The 16,093-nt window shown below is 75.4% G+C and carries 12 protein-coding genes and 1 pseudogene; 7 read left to right on the top strand and 6 right to left on the bottom strand.

From position 1 onward, the window contains the following. Positions 1-30 precede the first annotated feature (30 nt). From GA0070558_RS07435 to GA0070558_RS07420, 4 genes are all read left to right on the top strand, one after another. Positions 31-990, top strand: coding sequence for a polyphosphate polymerase domain-containing protein (locus GA0070558_RS07435; protein ID WP_091277149.1), 960 nt, complete (start codon positions 31-33; stop codon positions 988-990). A 13-nt stretch (positions 991-1,003) separates the two neighbouring features. Next, positions 1,004-1,681, top strand: a complete 678-nt coding sequence (locus tag GA0070558_RS07430) for a DUF4956 domain-containing protein (protein ID WP_091277146.1) — start codon at positions 1,004-1,006, stop codon at positions 1,679-1,681. After that, positions 1,681-3,432 carry a CotH kinase family protein gene (locus GA0070558_RS07425; RefSeq protein ID WP_091277143.1) on the top strand — a complete coding sequence of 584 codons (1,752 nt, stop codon included), beginning with the start codon at positions 1,681-1,683 and terminating at the stop codon, positions 3,430-3,432. The genes GA0070558_RS07430 and GA0070558_RS07425 overlap by 1 nt, the downstream gene beginning before the upstream one ends. Positions 3,433-3,581: 149 nt before the next feature. Then, a complete protein-coding gene (locus tag GA0070558_RS07420) occupies positions 3,582-4,229 on the top strand; it encodes a hypothetical protein (protein ID WP_256091804.1) in 648 nt (215 codons plus the stop codon). Between the two features lie 87 nt (positions 4,230-4,316). On the opposite strand, the gene valS is transcribed toward GA0070558_RS07420, so the two are convergent. From valS to GA0070558_RS07395, 5 genes are all read right to left on the bottom strand, one after another. Further along, the gene (gene valS, locus GA0070558_RS07415; RefSeq protein WP_091277137.1) at positions 4,317-6,935 is read right to left on the bottom strand and encodes a valine--tRNA ligase; all 2,619 of its coding nucleotides are present in this window, start codon (positions 6,933-6,935) and stop codon (positions 4,317-4,319) included. 57 nt (positions 6,936-6,992) lie between these two features. Beyond that, positions 6,993-8,831: an ABC transporter ATP-binding protein gene (locus tag GA0070558_RS07410; RefSeq protein WP_091277213.1), complete on the bottom strand. Its 1,839-nt coding sequence runs from the start codon at positions 8,829-8,831 to the stop codon at positions 6,993-6,995. Positions 8,832-8,908: 77 nt separating this feature from the next. Next, positions 8,909-10,759 carry an ABC transporter ATP-binding protein gene (locus GA0070558_RS07405; RefSeq protein ID WP_091277134.1) on the bottom strand — a complete coding sequence of 617 codons (1,851 nt, stop codon included), beginning with the start codon at positions 10,757-10,759 and terminating at the stop codon, positions 8,909-8,911. Positions 10,760-10,776: 17 nt separating this feature from the next. Beyond that, positions 10,777-11,343 (bottom strand): methylated-DNA--[protein]-cysteine S-methyltransferase, encoded by a 567-nt coding sequence (locus tag GA0070558_RS07400; protein WP_091277131.1) that lies wholly within the window; start codon positions 11,341-11,343, stop codon positions 10,777-10,779. Then, positions 11,340-12,764, bottom strand: coding sequence for an AlkA N-terminal domain-containing protein (locus GA0070558_RS07395; RefSeq protein ID WP_091277128.1), 1,425 nt, complete (start codon positions 12,762-12,764; stop codon positions 11,340-11,342). The genes GA0070558_RS07400 and GA0070558_RS07395 overlap by 4 nt, the downstream gene beginning before the upstream one ends. 255 nt (positions 12,765-13,019) lie before the next feature. Between GA0070558_RS07395 and GA0070558_RS34150 the strand changes: the two genes are divergently transcribed. Continuing rightward, positions 13,020-13,478: a hypothetical protein gene (locus GA0070558_RS34150; RefSeq protein WP_256091803.1), complete on the top strand. Its 459-nt coding sequence runs from the start codon at positions 13,020-13,022 to the stop codon at positions 13,476-13,478. Between the two features lie 218 nt (positions 13,479-13,696). Here the strand turns inward: GA0070558_RS34150 and GA0070558_RS34145 are convergent. Beyond that, positions 13,697-14,515 (bottom strand): annotated as a pseudogene (locus GA0070558_RS34145) (EamA family transporter); the annotation flags it as partial. A gap of 92 nt (positions 14,516-14,607) precedes the next feature. Between GA0070558_RS34145 and GA0070558_RS07385 the strand changes: the two are divergent. Further along, a complete protein-coding gene (locus GA0070558_RS07385; RefSeq protein WP_256091801.1) occupies positions 14,608-15,147 on the top strand; it encodes a MarR family winged helix-turn-helix transcriptional regulator in 540 nt (179 codons plus the stop codon). Positions 15,148-15,281: 134 nt separating this feature from the next. Beyond that, positions 15,282-16,046: a Type 1 glutamine amidotransferase-like domain-containing protein gene (locus tag GA0070558_RS07380; RefSeq protein ID WP_091277120.1), complete on the top strand. Its 765-nt coding sequence runs from the start codon at positions 15,282-15,284 to the stop codon at positions 16,044-16,046. The last annotated feature ends 47 nt before the right edge of the window (positions 16,047-16,093 follow it).

The raw sequence follows: 16,093 nt of genomic DNA, 5'->3' as shown, positions 1-16,093 counted from the left end.
CCGCGCCGCCAGACCGGAGGAAGTGCGTCCATGCGTCTACGGTTTCCCCGCCGAGCCCGCCCCCCGGAGCCGGCCGCCGACCGCCGGTACGAACCGGCCCCGGCCGCCCGGCCCGACGGCGATCCGGCCCCCGACGTGGGCCCACCGACCGCGGACCCGTCGCCCGCCGGCCGGGACCGGGCGGGGCACGCGCTGCGCGCGCCGAGCAAGCTGCACGCCTTCAACCGGTACGAGATCAAGTACCTCGTGGACGCCGCGAAGGTGCCGGGGCTGCGGCGGGAACTGGCCGCGCGGATGGCCCCGGACAGCTTCGCCGGCACCGCCGGGTACGGCGTGTGGAGCGTCTACTACGACACCGCCGACCTGCGGTTCTACTGGGAGAAGATCGAGGGGCTCAGGTTCCGCCGCAAGCTGCGCGTGCGCCACTACGGCGACCGGTCCACCATCGACGACGACACCACCGTGTACGTCGAGATCAAGCAGCGGGTCAACCGGGTCACCCAGAAGCGTCGCATCGCCCTGCCGTACCGGGTGGCGAGGCGGCTGCTCGACGAGCGGGCGCTGATCGAGCACGACCCGTCCCAGCGGGGGTTCGTCGAGGAGGTCCTCGAACTCGTCTCCGGGCTCGACCTGCGGCCGGTGGCGATGACCGGGTACCACCGCGAGGCGTACGTCGGCCAGGATGCCGACCTCGGCCTGCGGGTCACCCTCGACCACCGGGTCCGGGGCCGGGACCGCGACTTCCACCTCGGCGCGGACGCCGAGAACCGGCTCATCGTGCCGGCCCGCCTCGCGGTCGTCGAGATCAAGGCCAACGAGCGGGTGCCGTACTGGCTCACCGACCTCGCCGCCCGCGCCGAACTGTCGGTGGTGCGGGTCTCCAAGTACTGCCAGAGCGTCGAGGCGTTCGGCCGCGCCCCGCGCTCGCTCTTCCATGTCCAGGACGACGACCCCGCCGCCGCGCTGGCGGCGGCCACCTTCGAGAAGTGAGGCCCGAACCCCGATGGACATCACGTTCCAGGACCTGTCCGGCACGTTCAGCGTGGGCGACATCGCCATCGCGCTGTCGCTGTCGTTCCTGCTCAGCGCCATGATCGGCTGGGTCTACCGGGCCACCCACCGCAACGTGTCCTACAGCCAGTCGTACGTGCAGACGCTGATCATCCTCGGCATGCTGATCTCGCTGATCATGCTGGTGGTGGGCTCCAACATCGCGCGGGCGTTCGCCCTGGTCGGGGCGCTGTCGGTCGTACGGTTCCGCAACGCCATCAAGGAGACCCGCGACGTCGGGTTCATCTTCCTGGTGATGGGCGTCGGGATGGCCTGCGGCACCCGCTTCTACACCCTGGCGGTCGTCGCCGCCGTCGCGATCAGCCTGATCATCGTGGTGATGTACCGGTTCAACTGGTTCGCGCTGAACGTGCAGCGGCAGGTGGTCAAGGTCCAGGTGCCGGCCGGCGGCAACCACACCGCCGACATCCAGGACGTGCTGGTCCGCTACACCACCGAGTTCGAGCTGGTCAGCCTGGAGTCGATCCGGGCCGGCGCGCTCACCGAGCTGATGTACACCGTCCGGCTCAAGAAGGGCACCGAGCCGGGCGACCTGATCTCGGCGCTCAGCGAGCGGACCTCCGGCCAGCGGGTGACCGTGCTCACCGGCTACGACCAGACGGACCTGTGATGGCCGAGCCGCCCCGGGCCCGGTCCCCGCTGCCCCGGGCGCTGCGCCGCCGGCTGCCCGTCCGGGTCCGCCAGAACTGGAAGCTGCTCACCACCTGCGCGGCGTTCCTCGCCGTCCTCACCCTGGTGCTCGGCACCGAGCGGATCCGCCCGTACGTGACCAGCGCCGGCGACACCTCGGCGGACACGGTGACGGTGGACATCGCCGGCACGACCGACCTGTTCGACGCCGGCGTCGCGCACTCGATCTCGCTGACCTTCGCCGACGCCGACTACCAGCGGATGCTGGAGACCTACTGGAAGGAGGGGGAGAAGGAGTACGTCGAGGCGGACCTGACCGTCGACGGCACCACCCTGCCCAGCGTCGGCATCCGGCTCAAGGGCAACTCGACCCTGCAGAGCCTCACCTGGAAGGGCGAGTCCAGGCCGCGCGGCACCGGCGCCGGCCCGGCCGGCGGGATGCCCAACGGCGGCGGGCGCCCCGCCGACGCCGGCCAGCGGCAGGGCGGCCAGACGGGCCAGACGGGTCAGCAGGGCGGCCAGCAGACGGGCCAGCAGACGGGCCAACAGGGCGGCCAGACCGGCCAGCAGACGGGCCAGCGGCAGGCCGGTGGCGGGTTCCCCGGCGGCGGGATGACCCGCACCAGCCTGAAGGCCGAGGAGCCCGAGACGCTGCCCTGGCTGATCAGCTTCGACGAGTTCGTCGACGGCCGCCGCTACCAGGGGCACCGCGAGGTGGCCGTCCGGGTGGCCGGCATGGGCGGTGGCTCCACGGTGCTCAACGAGGCGCTGTCGCTGTCCCTGCTCGACAGCACCGGCGAGGCCGCCCAGCGGTACGCGTACTCGTCGTTCACGGTCAACGACCGGCCCACCTCGGCCCGGCTCCTGGTCGAGCACCCGGACGAGAACTTCGCCGACCAGATGGGCGGCACCGGCGTGCTCTACAAGTCCCTGGCCAGCAGCAGCTTCACCGACCAGGGCGACGACCAGACCGACTACACCGACGACTTCAAGCAGATCACGATGAAGGGCAGCCAGGACCTCCAGCCCGTGATCAACCTGATCAGGTGGGTGAACTCGGCCAGCGACGAGGAGTTCGACGCGCAGCTCGCCGACCGGGTCGACGTGGACTCGTTCGCCCGCTACGTCGCGCTGCAGAACCTGCTGCTCAACTTCGACGACATGTCCGGGCCGGGGAAGAACTACTACCTCTGGTACGACCTGGAGACGAAGAAGTTCAGCGTGATCAGTTGGGACCACAACCTGACCTTCAGCGGCAACGCCTCCCAGGGCCCGCACGACAGCGGCGGCTTCGGCATGCGGGGCGGCGGACAGGCCCCGGGCGGGACGCAGCCCCAGGACGGCGCACAGCTCCCCGAGGGCATGCAGCTCCCCGAGGGCGCGCAACTGCCGGAGGGCAGACAGCCGCCGGGCGGCGGGGCCACGGAACAGGAGGGCGGCGAGGCCGGTCCGGTGCGCATGGGCGGCATGATGACCGGCCACAAGCTCAAGGAGCGGTTCCTGGCCAGCGACGCGTTCAAGGAGGTCTACGAGGACGCGTACCGCGAGCTGTACCAGCAGGTCTACGCCAGCGGCCGGGCGACCGGGGCGCTCGACGCGATCACCGGCGTGCTGAAGACCGTCGACGGGGTCGACGCGGCGGCGGTGGACTCCGACGCCGAGCGGCTGCGCACCCTCGTCCAGCAGCGCACCGAGAGCCTCAAGAACAACGAGGTGATCACCCGGAGCTGAGCCCGGGGGAGCAGGGAGAGCGGGGAGCCGGAGGATCGGGGGAGCCGGCACGGCGGGCCCGTCGCGCCGGCTCCCCATCCGGCCGCCGGAACGGAGAAGGTAGGGCCTGCCGGATGGCTCCCGCCCGCGCCGCCCGGCAGGCTGGGAGCATGGTGGCCGACACGGGCCGGGCAGCGCCCCGGCGGACGTACCCGAAGCACACCCGGCACTGGGTGACCAGCCTGGCGGCCGCCGGTGCGGCCGTGGCGGCGACCACCTCGGTCGCCCAGACGGCCGGCCGGTTCCACTGGTGGGCGGGCTTCGTGCTGATCCCCGGCGCGGTGATCGGCGCGGCCGGCGGGACGCTGCTGGCGCGCGGCGGCGGCCGGGCCTTCGCCGGGTACGTCGTCGGCTGCGTCGGCCTGCTGGTCTTCACGGTCGGGGCGCTGCTGATGACCGGCACGATGGGCGGGGGCTGGCCCGCCCTGGTCATGCTGCCCTGCCTCGTGGTCGCCGGCACCTACCTGTGGCGGCCCGCCGACCCGCTGGCGCGCGGGCTGCACCGCACGGTGGCCCTGCTCGCCCTGGCCGGCGCGGGGGTCGGCGTGGCCCTGATGCTGATCCGGCACCGCCTGGTCGACCCGGGGGAGGCCCACTGGTGGGGCGGCTTCGTGCTGGCCGCCGGCCTGCTCGTCGGCGGGAACGCCGTCGAGGTGGCCCGGCACCGGATGCCGTACCGGCTCCAGGCGGTCACCCTGCTGCTCGGGCCGGCCGTGGTCGCCGCCCTGCTCGGCGTGCGCATGCTGCGCGGCTGGTGACCCGCCCGTCGCCCCGCCGCCGGTGTTAAGAGGGGGCCCCTGCTATGCAAAATGCGTTAACAAGGGGCCCCTCCTTACCCGCCCCCCTTACACGGCGCAGGCGATCACCAGTTCCGGGGTGCGGCCGGGCAGCAGGTCGAGCCGGCCGATCCGCCCCGCCGCCCGCACGTCGTCGGCGACCAGCGTCAGCCGGTCGAGCAGGTCGGCCGGGCCGAGCGCCTCGGCCAGCGGCACCTCCGCCTTCATCGACAGCTTCCGCTCCGACTTGGCGCGACGCACCTGCCCCAGCGCGTCGGACGCCAGCCGCAGCAGCCCCGCGTCGGCCGTGCCCCCGATCGCCCGGTCCACCTCGTACGTGGTGGGCCACGGCGCGCGGTGCACCGAACCGTAGCGCCACCACGACCACACCTCCTCGGTGACGAACGGCAGCACCGGGGCGAACAGCCGCAGCTGCACCGACAGGGCGGTGGCCAGCGCCGCCCGCGCCGAGTCGGCCCCCGGCCCGGTGCCGTAGGCGCGTTCCTTCACCAGCTCGATGTAGTCGTCGCAGAACCGCCAGAAGAACGACTCGGTCGCCTGCAACGCGGCCGTGTGGTCGTACGCGTCGAAGGCCGCCGTGGCGGCGGCGACCACGCCGGACAGCTCGGCGAGCATCGCGGTGTCCAGCGGCTGCGTCGCCGACAGCTCCAGGTCGCGGCGCGGAGTCGGACGCGCCGAGCTGGAGCTGTCGTACGGGGCGCGCAGGGCGTCCGCCGCGCCCAGCCCGAGGACGAACCGCGACGCGTTGAGCAGCTTGGTGGCCAGCCGCCGGCCCACCCGGATCTGCGCCGGGTCGAACGCCAGGTCCATCCCCGGCCGGCCGCTGGCCGCCCAGTACCGGACCGCGTCGGAGCCGTACTGCTCCAGCAGCGCCATCGGGGTGACCACGTTCCCCTTGGACTTGGCCATCTTCTTGCGGGCCGGGTCGAGGATCCAGCCGGACAGCACCGCGTCCCGCCAGGGCAGCACCCCGTGCTCGGCGTGGGCGCGGGCCACCGTGGCGAACAGCCAGGTGCGGATGATCTCCTGCCCCTGCGGGCGCAGGTCCATCGGGAAGACCCGCCCGAACAGGTCCGGGTCGGTCTCCCAGCCGCCCACGATCTGCGGGGTCAGCGACGACGTCGCCCAGGTGTCCAGCACGTCCGGGTCGCCGACGAAGCCGCCCGGCAGTCCGCGCAGCGACTCGTCGTAGCCGGGCGGCGGCTCGCCGGACGGGTCGACCGGGAGCGCCGCCTCGTCCGGTGTGAGAGGGTGGGCGAAGTCCGGCTCGCCAGTGTCGTCGAGCCGGTACCACACCGGCACCGGCACCCCGAAGAAGCGCTGCCGGCTGACCAGCCAGTCACCGGTCAGCCCGCCCACCCAGTGCTCGTAGCGGCTGCGCATGTGCCCCGGCACCCAGCGCAGCTCCCCGCCCCGGGCCAGCAGCTCCGCGCGCAGGCCGGCGTCGCGGCCCCCGTTGCGCAGATACCACTGCCGGGTCGAGACGATCTCCAGCGGCCGGTCGCCCTTCTCGTAGAACTTCACCGGGTGCACCACCGGGCGCGGCTCGCCCACCAGGTCCCCCGCGTCGGCGAGCAGCCCCACCACGGCCCGCCGGGCCCCGGCCACGGTCTGCCCGGCCAGCGCCGCGTACGGCCCCGCCGGCACCCCGGCCGGCGGCTCCGGCAGCAGCCGGCCGTCGCGGCCGATCACCACCCGCGTGTCGAGCTGAAGCTCCCGCCACCAGGTCACGTCGGTCAGGTCGCCGAACGTGCACACCATCGCGACGCCCGTGCCCTTGACCGGGTCCGCCAGCGGGTGCGCGCGCACCGGCACCGCCACCCCGAACACGGGGGTACGCACGACCGCGCCCACCAGGTCGGCGTAGCGCTCGTCGTCGGGGTGGCAGACCAGCGCCACGCACGCCGGCAGCAGCTCCGGCCGGGTGGTGTCGATCAGCACCTCCCGCCCGCCGGGCCCGGCGAACCGCAGCCGGTGGTACGCCCCCGGCCGCTCCCGGTCCTCCAGCTCCGCCTGCGCCACGGCGGTGGCGAACCCGACGTCCCACAGCGTCGGGGCCTCCGCCTGGTACGCCTCGCCCCGGGCCAGGTTGCGCAGGAACGCCCGCTGCGACGCGACCCGGGCCGCCCGTCCGATCGTCGTGTACGTCAGCGACCAGTCCACGCTCAGCCCGAGCCGCCGCCACAGCGCCTCGAACGCCTGCTCGTCGACGACGGTCAGCGTCCCGCACAGCTCCACGAAGTTGCGCCGGGAGATCGGGGTCGGGTTCTTCCGGGCGGCGTCGTCCACGGGCGTGGCGGGCGGCTGCCACTGCGGGTCGTACGGCAGCGCCGGGTCGCAGCGCACCCCGTAGACGTTCTGCACCCGGCGCTCGGTGGGCAGGCCGTTGTCGTCCCAGCCCATCGGGTAGAAGACTGTCCGGCCGCGCATCCGCTGGAACCGGGCCACCGTGTCGGTGTGCGTGTAGGAGAAGACGTGCCCCATGTGCAGCTCGCCCGATACGGTCGGCGGCGGGGTGTCGATGGAGTACACGTCGGCCCGCGTCTTCGTGCGGTCGAACGCGTACGTGCCGTCGTCCTGCCAGCGGCGCGCCCAGGTGTCCTCGATCCCGTCGAGCGTGGGACGCTCGGGGACACCGGCGCGGGCCGACCTGCCCGGTTCAGTCATCGGTCGATGGTAGGCACCGTGGACCGCACCGACCACGGCTTATCGCCGGCCCTGGGGTCAGACCAGGGAGTCGCGCCACTGGCGGCGCAGCGCCGCGTACCGGCCGCCGGTGGCGGTGAGCCGCTCGGGCGGGCCGTCCTCCACGACCCGGCCCCCGTCGAGGACGAGCACCCGGTCTGCCGTCTCGACGGTGGAGAGCCGGTGCGCGATCACCAGCGCCGTGCGGTCCCGCAGCACGGTGGCGAGCGCCCGCTGCACCAGCCGTTCCGTGGGCACGTCGAGCGACGACGTCGCCTCGTCGAGGATCAGCACGCGGGGGTCGGCGAGGAACGCGCGGGCGAACGCCACGAGCTGCCGCTGCCCGGCGGAGAGCCGGCCGCCCCGGCGGCGCACCTCGGTGGCGTACCCGTCGGGGAGGGCGGCGATGAAGTCGTGCGCGCCGATGGCGCGGGCCGCCGCCTGCACCGCCGCGTCGTCCGCGCCCGGCCGGCCGAACCGGATGTTCTCCGCCACCGAGCCGCTGAACAGGTGGTTCTCCTGGGCCACCAGCACCACCGCCCGGCGCAGCTCGGCGTCGGCCAGGTCCCGCAGGTCGACCCCGTCCAGGGCGACCGTGCCGGCGTCCGGGTCGTGGAACCGGGCCAGCAGCTTCGCGATGGTGGACTTGCCCGCCCCGGTGGCCCCGACCAGCGCGACGGTCTGCCCGGCCGGCACGCTCAGGTCCAGGCCCGACAGGATGGGGGCGCCGGCCCGGTAGCCGAAGGAGACCGACCGGAACTCCACCGCGCCGCGCGCGTCGCCGCCGGGCAGCGGTGCCGGGCGCGCCGGCTCGGCGACCCCCGGCCGTTCGTCGAGCACCCCGGCGAGCTTCTCCAGCGCCGCCGTCGCCGACTGGAGCGAGTTGTAGAACTGGCTCAGCTCCTGCATCGGCTCGAAGAAGCGGCGCAGGTAGAGCAGGAAGGCGGCGAGCACCCCCACCTCCATCGCGCCGCCGAGCACCCGGGCCCCGCCGTAGCCGAGCACCACCGCCACGGTCACGTTCCCGATCACCTTGATCCCCGGGGAGTACGTGGCGATCAGCCGGAACGCGCGCAGGCTGGCCTGCCGGTAGTCGTCGTTGACGGCCGCGAAGATCCGCTGGTTGCGCGGCTCCCGCCGGTACGCCTGCACCGCCCGGATGCCGCGCAGCGACTCGACGAAGTGGACGATGACCAGCGACACGGCCTCCCTGGTCCGCCGGTACGCGCCGGCCGAGGCGCGGGCGAACCAACGGGACAGCAGGAACAGGAACGGGAACGCCAGCAGCGTCACCGCCGCCAGCGGCAGGTCCAGCCAGAGCAGGATGCCGGCCACCGACAGGATCGACAGCCCGGCGAGGACCAGGCTGTCGACGCCCCCGTCGAGCAGCTCGGCGATGGAGTCCAGGTCGCTGGTGAGCCGGGAGATCATCCGGCCGGACGTGTAGCGCTCGTGGAAGCCGACGGACAACCGCAGGAAGTGGCCGTACACCCGCTGGCGCAGCTCCAGCAGCACGGCCTGGCCGATCCGGGCGGAGAGGGTGAGGAAGCCGCGCCGGGCCGCGTACTCGACGACCGTGGCGGCGGCGAACGCGCCGGCGATCGCGACCAGGGGCCCGCTGTCCCCGGCCCGCAGCGGCCCGATGGCCCGGTCGATGCCGAGCATCACCAGGTACGGCCCGGACATGGCGGCGGCGTTCTGGGCCAGCAGCAGCCCCACGGCCAGCCCCAGCCGTCCCCGGTGCGGGCGCAGCAGGTCGCGCAGCAGCGCCCGGCTGCGCACCCGCAGCCGCGCGATGGCCTCGGGGGTGGCCTCCTCGGCCCGGCTCCGGTCGGCCTCCGGGTCGGTGGCCCGCCCCCGCCACCGCTGGAGGTCCAGGTGCGCCGCCGCCTCGTGCCGCTCGGCGTCGTCGGCCGTGCCCCCGGCGGCATTGGCGTCGGCGTCGGCGGTCGTGGTCACGAGCGCACCAGCCCACGGCCGTCCGGCCCGGCCAGCGCCGCTCCCGCCCGCGGCCCCGCGTCTGCCGGTGGGGCCGGGTCGGCGGAGAGGACCGCCCGGTACGCCGGCACCGTGGCCAGCAGCCGCGAGTGGGTGCCGACCGCGGTGATCCGCCCCCGTTCCAGCAGCGCCACCCGGTCGGCCAGCGCGACCGTCGACGGCCGGTGCACCACGAGCAGGGCGGTGGTGTCCCGCAGCACCCGCCGCAGCGCCGCCTCGACCAGCGCCTCGGTGTGCACGTCGAGGGCGGACAGCGGGTCGTCCAGCACCAGCAGCGCCGGCCGGCCGAGGACGGCCCGGGCCAGCGCCAGCCGCTGCCGCTGCCCGCCGGAGAGGGTGAGCCCCTGCTCGCCGACCCGGGTGGCCAGCCCCCACGGCAGCTCGTACGCGAAGTCCGCCTGGGCCAGCGCCAGCGCCGCGCGGACCTCGTCGGCGTCGGCGTCGGGGCGGCCCAGGGTGAGGTTCTCCCAGACCGACATGGAGAACAGCGTCGGCTCCTCGAAGGCCACCCCGACCAGCCGGCGCAGCGAGGCCAGCCGCAGGTCCCGCACGTCGTGGCCGTCGAGGGTGATCCGGCCGGCGGACACGTCGTGCAGCCGGGGCACCAGCGAGAGCAGGGTGCTCTTGCCGACCCCGGTGGCACCCACCAGGGCCAGTGTCTCGCCCGGCTCCACGGTCAGGTCGATGCCGCGCAGCACCGGCGCGGGCGTGCCGGGGTAGCGGAACGACACGCCCTCGAACGCCAGCCGGCCCCGGACGCCCGCCCGGGCCAGGCCGACGGCGTGCGGGGCGTCCACGATCGCCGGCTCGGTGTCCAGCACCTCCTGGATGCGGTCGGCGGCCGTCGCGGCCTCCTGACCGTTGGCGATGATCCAGCCCAGCGACTGCACCGGCCAGATCAGCATCAGCTGCAGGCTGACGAACGCGACCAGCTCGCCGATGGTCAGCGCGCCCCGGGCGGCGGCGACCGCCCCGGCGACCAGCACCACGCCGAGGGTCAGGTTGGGCACCAGGTCGAACAGCGCGGAGGTGCGGGCCAGCAGCCGGCTCTTGGCCACGCCGGTGTCGTGCAGCGCCCGCGCGCCGTCGGCGAACCGGGCGGCCAGCTCCGGCCCCCGGCCGTACGCCTTCATCGTGCGCAGACCCTGTGCGGTCTCCTCGACGAGGGTGGCCACGTCGCCCTGCTGGTCCTGCATCCGCCGCGACGCCGCGTGGTAATACCGGCCGAACCGGCGGCTGATCAGGAACAGCGGCACGGCGCTGGCCGCCACCAGCAGCCCCAGCGTCGGGTGCAGCCGGACCAGCAGCACCACCACGGCGACGTACGTGACCAGGTTGAGCACCAGGAACAGCAGCCCGAAGGAGAGGAACCGGCGGATCACCGACAGGTCGCTGGTGACCCGCGACAGCAGTTGCCCGGTCTGCCACCGGTCGTGGAAGCCGGCCGGCAGCCGCTGCAGGTGGGCGTAGATGTCGGCCCGGATCGTCGCCTCCATGCCCACCGAGGACGAGGTCTGGGCCCACCGCCGGATGAAGATCAGCAGGGCCTCGGCCAGGCCGAGGAGCAGGGCCAGCCCGCCGAGCCGGACCAGGCCGCCCGGGTCGTGCCGGGCGACCGGACCGTCGACCACCCGCTGCACCACCAGCGGCACGGCCAGGCTCGCCCCGGTGGCCGCCAGCGCCGCCACGAGCAGCCAGCAGAACGCGACGGCATGCGGGCGGAGGTAGTGGCGCAGCCGCCACAGGTTGCGCAGCGGGCGAGCGGCGTCGCCACGGTGGGTCGGTACGCCGTCGCTCTCCGCAGGCACTAACCGACGGTAACGCCTCAGTGGATGATTGATGCTGTCAACTTTCGGCAGTTCTCTTTGTCCGCAACGGTTTCCGCCGCCGTCCGGGCCTCGTGGGCGAGCAGCCAGCGCTTCACGTCCAGCCCCCAGCGGTAGCCGCCGAGGCGCCCGTCGGTGCGCAGCACCCGGTGGCACGGGACGAACAGGGCGGCGGCGTTGCGGGCGCAGGCCGCCGCCGCGGCGCGCACCGCCGCCGGCCGCCCGGCCAGCCCGGCGTACGCCCTGTAGGTGACGGGGCGGCCGGGCCCGACCTCGCGCAGCACCCGCCACGCGTGCGCCTGGAACGCCCCGCCGGTGTGCTGCCGCACGGGCACCGCGTCGATGGCGGTCAGCTCGCCGTCGAGGTACGCGGCGACGGCGGCGGTCACCGGCCCGAGGTCGGCGCGCCGCCGCACCGGGCCGCGCAACCCGGGGTGCACGAGCGGCAGCAGCGACTCCGGCTCGGCGGTGAAGCCGGCCGCCCGGACCGCCCCGTCGGGGCCGGTCACGATGCTCAGCGGGCCGGCGGGGGTGCCGACGAACGCGCCGTCGAGGGTGGTGGTCATGCTGCTCTCCAGAGTCGGATCACCGCGTACGAGCGCCAGGGGCGCCAGCGCCCGGCGTACGCGTCGAGGGTCGATGGGTCGTGGGGCAGGCCGAGCGCGGCGGCACCGCGCCGGACGGCCAGGTCGGTGGTGAGGCCGACGTCCGGGTCGCCGAGGGCGCGCATGGCCACGTAGCCGGCCGTCCAGGCGCCGATCCCGGGGAGCGCCAGGAGCCGCCGCGCGGCCTCCTCCCGGTCCCCGCCCGGGTCGAGGTCGAGCGAGCCGTCGGCGGCGGCCCGCGCGGCGGCCCGGATCGTCTCCCGCCGCGCCGCCGGCATCCGGAACGCCTGGTCCGGCAGCGCCAGCAGCTCCTCCGCGCCGGGAAAGCCCCGCAGCCCGCCGTCGGTGGGGGCGGCGGGCAGCAGCCGGGTGAGGGTGGTGCGGGCCGAGGCCAGGGAGACCTGCTGGGTGGCGACGGCGCGGACGAGCATCTCCAGGCCGTCGACGGCGCGGGGCAGGCGTACGCCCGGTTCCGCCGCCACCGCCGGGGCCAGCGCGGGATCGGCGGCGAGGGTGTCGTCGACGGCCGCCGGGTCGGCGTCGAGGTCGAACAGCCGGCGGCAGCGGGCCACCGCCGGGGCCAGGTCGCGCAGGTCGGCCAGCCGCAGCGTCGCCGAGACGTGCCCGTCCGCCGGGGTCAACGCCACCTCCGCCGCGCCGTGCGGCAGCCGCAACCCCCGGTGGTACGTCCCGTCGCGCACCTCCTCCACGCCGGGCAGCGCCCGCAGCGCCAGGAAGTCCAGCAGCGCCGCCGCGTGCAGCGGCGGCCGGTACGCCAGCCGCAGCGTGATCGTGCCCGCCCCGCCCGGCGTCGGCCGGCCGCCCCGGGCGACCCGCAGCTGCGACGGCGCGGCGGCGTAGACCTCCCGCACCGTGTCGTTGAACTGCCGGACGCTGCCGAACCCGGCCGCGAACGCGATCTCGGCCATGCCCAGGCCCGTGGTCTCGATGAGGATGCGGGCGGTCTGGGCGCGCTGCGCCCGGGCGAGCGCCAGGGGCCCGGCCCCCAGCTCGGCGCGGAGCATCCGGTGCAGGTGCCGCTCGGTGTAGCCGAGCCGGGTGGCCAGCCCGGGCACCCCGTCCCGGTCGACCACCCCGTCGGCGATGAGCCGCATGGCCCGGCCCACCACGTCCGCCCGGACGTCCCACTCGGGGGAGCCCGGGGCGGCGTCGGGGCGGCACCGGCGGCAGGCCCGCAGCCCGGCCGACTGGGCGGCGGCGGCCGACGGGAAGAACCGGACGTTGCGCCGCTTCGGCGTCGTCGCCGGGCAGGACGGCCGGCAGTAGATCCCGGTCGACGTCACGCCCGTGTAGAACCAGCCGTCGAACCGCTGGTCGCGGCTGTCGACGGCCCGGTAGCAGCGCTCGAACTCCAACTCCACGCCACCGATACTGCCCCGCCCTCCCCGCGCCCGGCTCGCGGAAATCGGACCTGGTTGCAAGGAGGGGCCCCTTGTTAACGCCTTCTGTAGAGGAAGGGCCCCCTGTTAACAACGGCGCTCCAGGTCAGCCCGCCCGCGTGTGCCCGGGGCGGGCGGAACCGGGCGGGAAAGTGTCGGTCGTGGCCGGTACCGTCCCGCCACCAACTCAAGAAGGGGTGCGGCGATGGCGAGCGTGGCCGGGCGAGGGGTGCGCTGATGCGGTCGGGGCGGGCGCGGCTCGACCGCACGGTGGTCCAGGGCTTCTACGACCGGATGCGGGCGGTCGCCCCGGCGGCGTACGGGGCGATCGAGCGGGACCGGGCGGGTGACCCGGGGCGGGCGTTCCCGGACACGGCCTGCGGCCGGCTCGTCGCCTCGCTCGACGCCGCCGGCCTGCGTGCGCTCGGCATGTGGGCGCACCACTGGTGCATGCGCTTCTACGACGACGACACCCGGGTGGGGCTGCGCCTGGTGCGCGAGATCGCCGGTCGCACCGGGCTGGGCTGGACGGTCGACGAGGTGCGCTGGATGCTCGGGGAGTCGGAGGCGGCCGGCCCGTCCGCCGCGCACCGGTTCACGCTACCGGGCGCGGCGGCCGGGGAGCTGCCGCCGACGGTCCGCCGGGAGTTCGCCACCGACGTGTTCTCCGGTGCCGGCAGCCGCGAGTTCCGATAGCCGGCGGGCGGCGACGCGCCTGCGCACGGCGCCGTCCCGGGCCCCCGGTTGCCGGCGGCCGGCGGCGCGCCTGCGGGCGGCGTCGTACCGGGCCCCCGGTGGCCGGCGGGCGGCGACGTGTCTGCGGAGAGCGTCGTCGGGGGACGCCGGCGGCCGGCGGCGCGTCGTCCGGGCCGGGCGCCCGGCAGCGCCGGGAGCTGACCGACGACGGTCGCGGCGATCGCCACGGCGAAGCCCGCGAGCTGCGTCGCGCTCAACGCCTGGCCCAGCACCAGCCAGCCGAGCGCGGCGGCGGTCAGCGGGCTCAGCGCGCCGAGCACGGAGACCTGGGTCAGGGGCAGCCGCGCCGCGCCGCGGAACCACAGGGCGTACGCGGCGGCGGTGCCGACCAGCCCGAGCCAGGCGTACCCGAGCAGGGCCGGGCCGTCGACGGGCGGCGGCGGTCCCTCGACCGCGACCGCGAGCGGCGCGATCAGCAGGCCCCCGGCGGTGAGCTGCCAGCTCGTCGCCGCGAGGGTGCCGACGCCGGGCGGGCGGCCCCAGCGGCGGGTCAGCACCAGCCCGGCCGCCATCGCGGCGGTGCCGATGAGCCCCGCGGCCACGCCCAGCGGGTCGGTGCCGGCGTCGGGGCGGAGCACGACCAGCGTCACGCCCAGCGGCGCGGCGATCGCGGCGAGCAGGGCCGGCGGCCGGGGGCGCTCGCCGAGGGCGCCCACGGCCAGCGCGGCGACCAGCAGCGGCTGCGCCGCGCCGAGCACGGCGGCGGTGCCGCCGGGCAGCCGGTACGCGGCGTAGAAGAGCAGCGGGAAGAACGCGCCGATGTTGAGCGCGCCGAGCGCGGCGGCCCGCCACCACCACGCGCCGTGGGGGCGGCGTCGGGTCACGGCGAGCAGCAGCAGGCCGGCCGGGAGGGCCCGCACCACCGCCGACCAGAGCGGCCGGTCGGGCGGCAGCAGCTCGGAGGTGACCAGGTAGGTGGTGCCCCAGGCGGCGGGCGCGGCGGCGGTGGCCAGCAGGTCGGCGGTGCGGCGGGGCATGGGAGACCAATCATTAGTAGCTAAGTAGCTTGAATGTAAGCTAATCACCTCCGAGTCAACAGCGCCAGTGCGAGGTGGGGCACAATGCCGGGGTGACCGAGCGGGACGACGTCGACGCCATCGTCGAGCAGTGGCGGCGCGAGCGCGCCGGGATGCGGCCCGAGCCGATGGCCGTCTTCGGCCGGATCTTCCGCCTGGCCCGGCTGGTCGGCGACGAGCAGGAGCGGGCGTACGCGGCCTGGGGCATCAGCCGGGGCGAGTTCGACGTGCTGGCCGCCCTGCGCCGGGCCGGCGCCCCGTACACGCTCGCCCCCAAGGCCCTGGCCGCCGGGCTGATGCTCACCTCGGGCGGGATGACCGGTCGCCTCGACCGCCTGGAGCGCGCCGGCCTCGTCCGCCGCGTCCCCGACCCGGCCGACCGGCGGGGTCTCCAGGTGACCCTCACCGACACCGGCCGGCAGGTGGCCGAGGAGGCCGCCGACGCCGGGCTGGCCACCCAGCGGCGGCTGCTCGACGCCCTGCCGCAGCGGGACCAGGAGCGGCTCGCGGAGCTGCTGCGCGACCTGCTCGCCGCTGCCGCCCCCACAGCCGCCCCGGACGTCACCAACCGTCGCCCCCGCACCCGCCCCTGACCCCACCCGCCCTGACCCCACCCGCCCTGACCCCACCCGCCCTGACCCCACCCGCCCTGACCCCACCCGCCCTGAGGCCGCGCCGCGCGCCCGACGCGCGTCGCGACGGCCCGCCGAGGAGAGGACCGACCGCCGTGCCCGCCAGCGAACCCACCATCGTCGCCACCAGCATGGGCTTCCTCAGCCGCCAACGCGGGCCCTACGACCTGCGCCCCGGCCCGGTCTTCGAGCTGGCCGCCGAGCTGGCCGAGGCCGGTCCCGCACCCCGGCTGTGCTACCTCGGCCAGGCCGTCGGCGACCGGGACTCCTCGATCGCCGCCGTCCACGCGGCGTTCGCCGGCACCCGGTTCCGCGCGTCGCACCTGGCGCTGTTCCCGATGCCGAACGTCGACGACGTCCGGGCGCACCTGCTCGCCCAGGACGTGCTCTGGGTCGGCGGCGGCAGCGTCGCCAACCTGTGCGCGGTGTGGCGCGTGCACGGCCTCGACGAGATCCTGCACGAGTGCTGGCAGGCCGGGGTGGTGCTGGCCGGGGTCTCCGCCGGCTCGATCTGCTGGCACCTCGGCGGTGCCACTGACAGCTTCGGCCCCCGGCTGCGCGGCTTCACCGACGGCCTGGGCTGGCTGCCGTACGGCAACGGGGTGCACTACGACAGCGAGGAGCAGCGGCGACCCCTGATGCACGCGCTGGTCGCCGACGGCACGCTGCCGACGAGCCACTGCACCGACGACGGCGTCGGGCTCGTCTACCGGGGCACCCGCCTGGTCGAGGCGGTCGCCGACCGGCCGGGCGTCGCCGCGTACGAGGTCGCGCGCGCCGCCGACGGGGAGGTCCGGGAGACCCGGATCGAGCCGCGGCTGCTGGCCGACCGAGGTGAGCCGACCGGAGGCGGCCGGTGACCCGGTGAGGCGAGCTGACGGGAGGCGGCGGGGGTCGGCCGCGTAGA

The organism is Micromonospora haikouensis (assembly GCF_900091595.1).
Lineage (GTDB): Bacteria > Actinomycetota > Actinomycetes > Mycobacteriales > Micromonosporaceae > Micromonospora > Micromonospora haikouensis.
This window is presented reverse-complemented; position numbering and strand designations above follow the sequence as displayed.

What these genes read in the sequence shown, in the direction of transcription:
- GA0070558_RS07420 (WP_256091804.1), top strand. Translation starts at nt 3,582, where the DNA reads ATGGTGGCCGACACGGGCCGGGCAGCGCCCCGGCGGACGTACCCGAAG.
- valS (WP_091277137.1), bottom strand. Translation starts at nt 6,935, where the DNA reads ATGACTGAACCGGGCAGGTCGGCCCGCGCCGGTGTCCCCGAGCGTCCC.
- GA0070558_RS07425 (WP_091277143.1), top strand. Translation starts at nt 1,681, where the DNA reads ATGGCCGAGCCGCCCCGGGCCCGGTCCCCGCTGCCCCGGGCGCTGCGC.
- GA0070558_RS07435 (WP_091277149.1), top strand. Translation starts at nt 31, where the DNA reads ATGCGTCTACGGTTTCCCCGCCGAGCCCGCCCCCCGGAGCCGGCCGCC.
- GA0070558_RS07400 (WP_091277131.1), bottom strand. Translation starts at nt 11,343, where the DNA reads ATGACCACCACCCTCGACGGCGCGTTCGTCGGCACCCCCGCCGGCCCG.
- GA0070558_RS07430 (WP_091277146.1), top strand. Translation starts at nt 1,004, where the DNA reads ATGGACATCACGTTCCAGGACCTGTCCGGCACGTTCAGCGTGGGCGAC.
- GA0070558_RS34150 (WP_256091803.1), top strand. Translation starts at nt 13,020, where the DNA reads ATGCGGTCGGGGCGGGCGCGGCTCGACCGCACGGTGGTCCAGGGCTTC.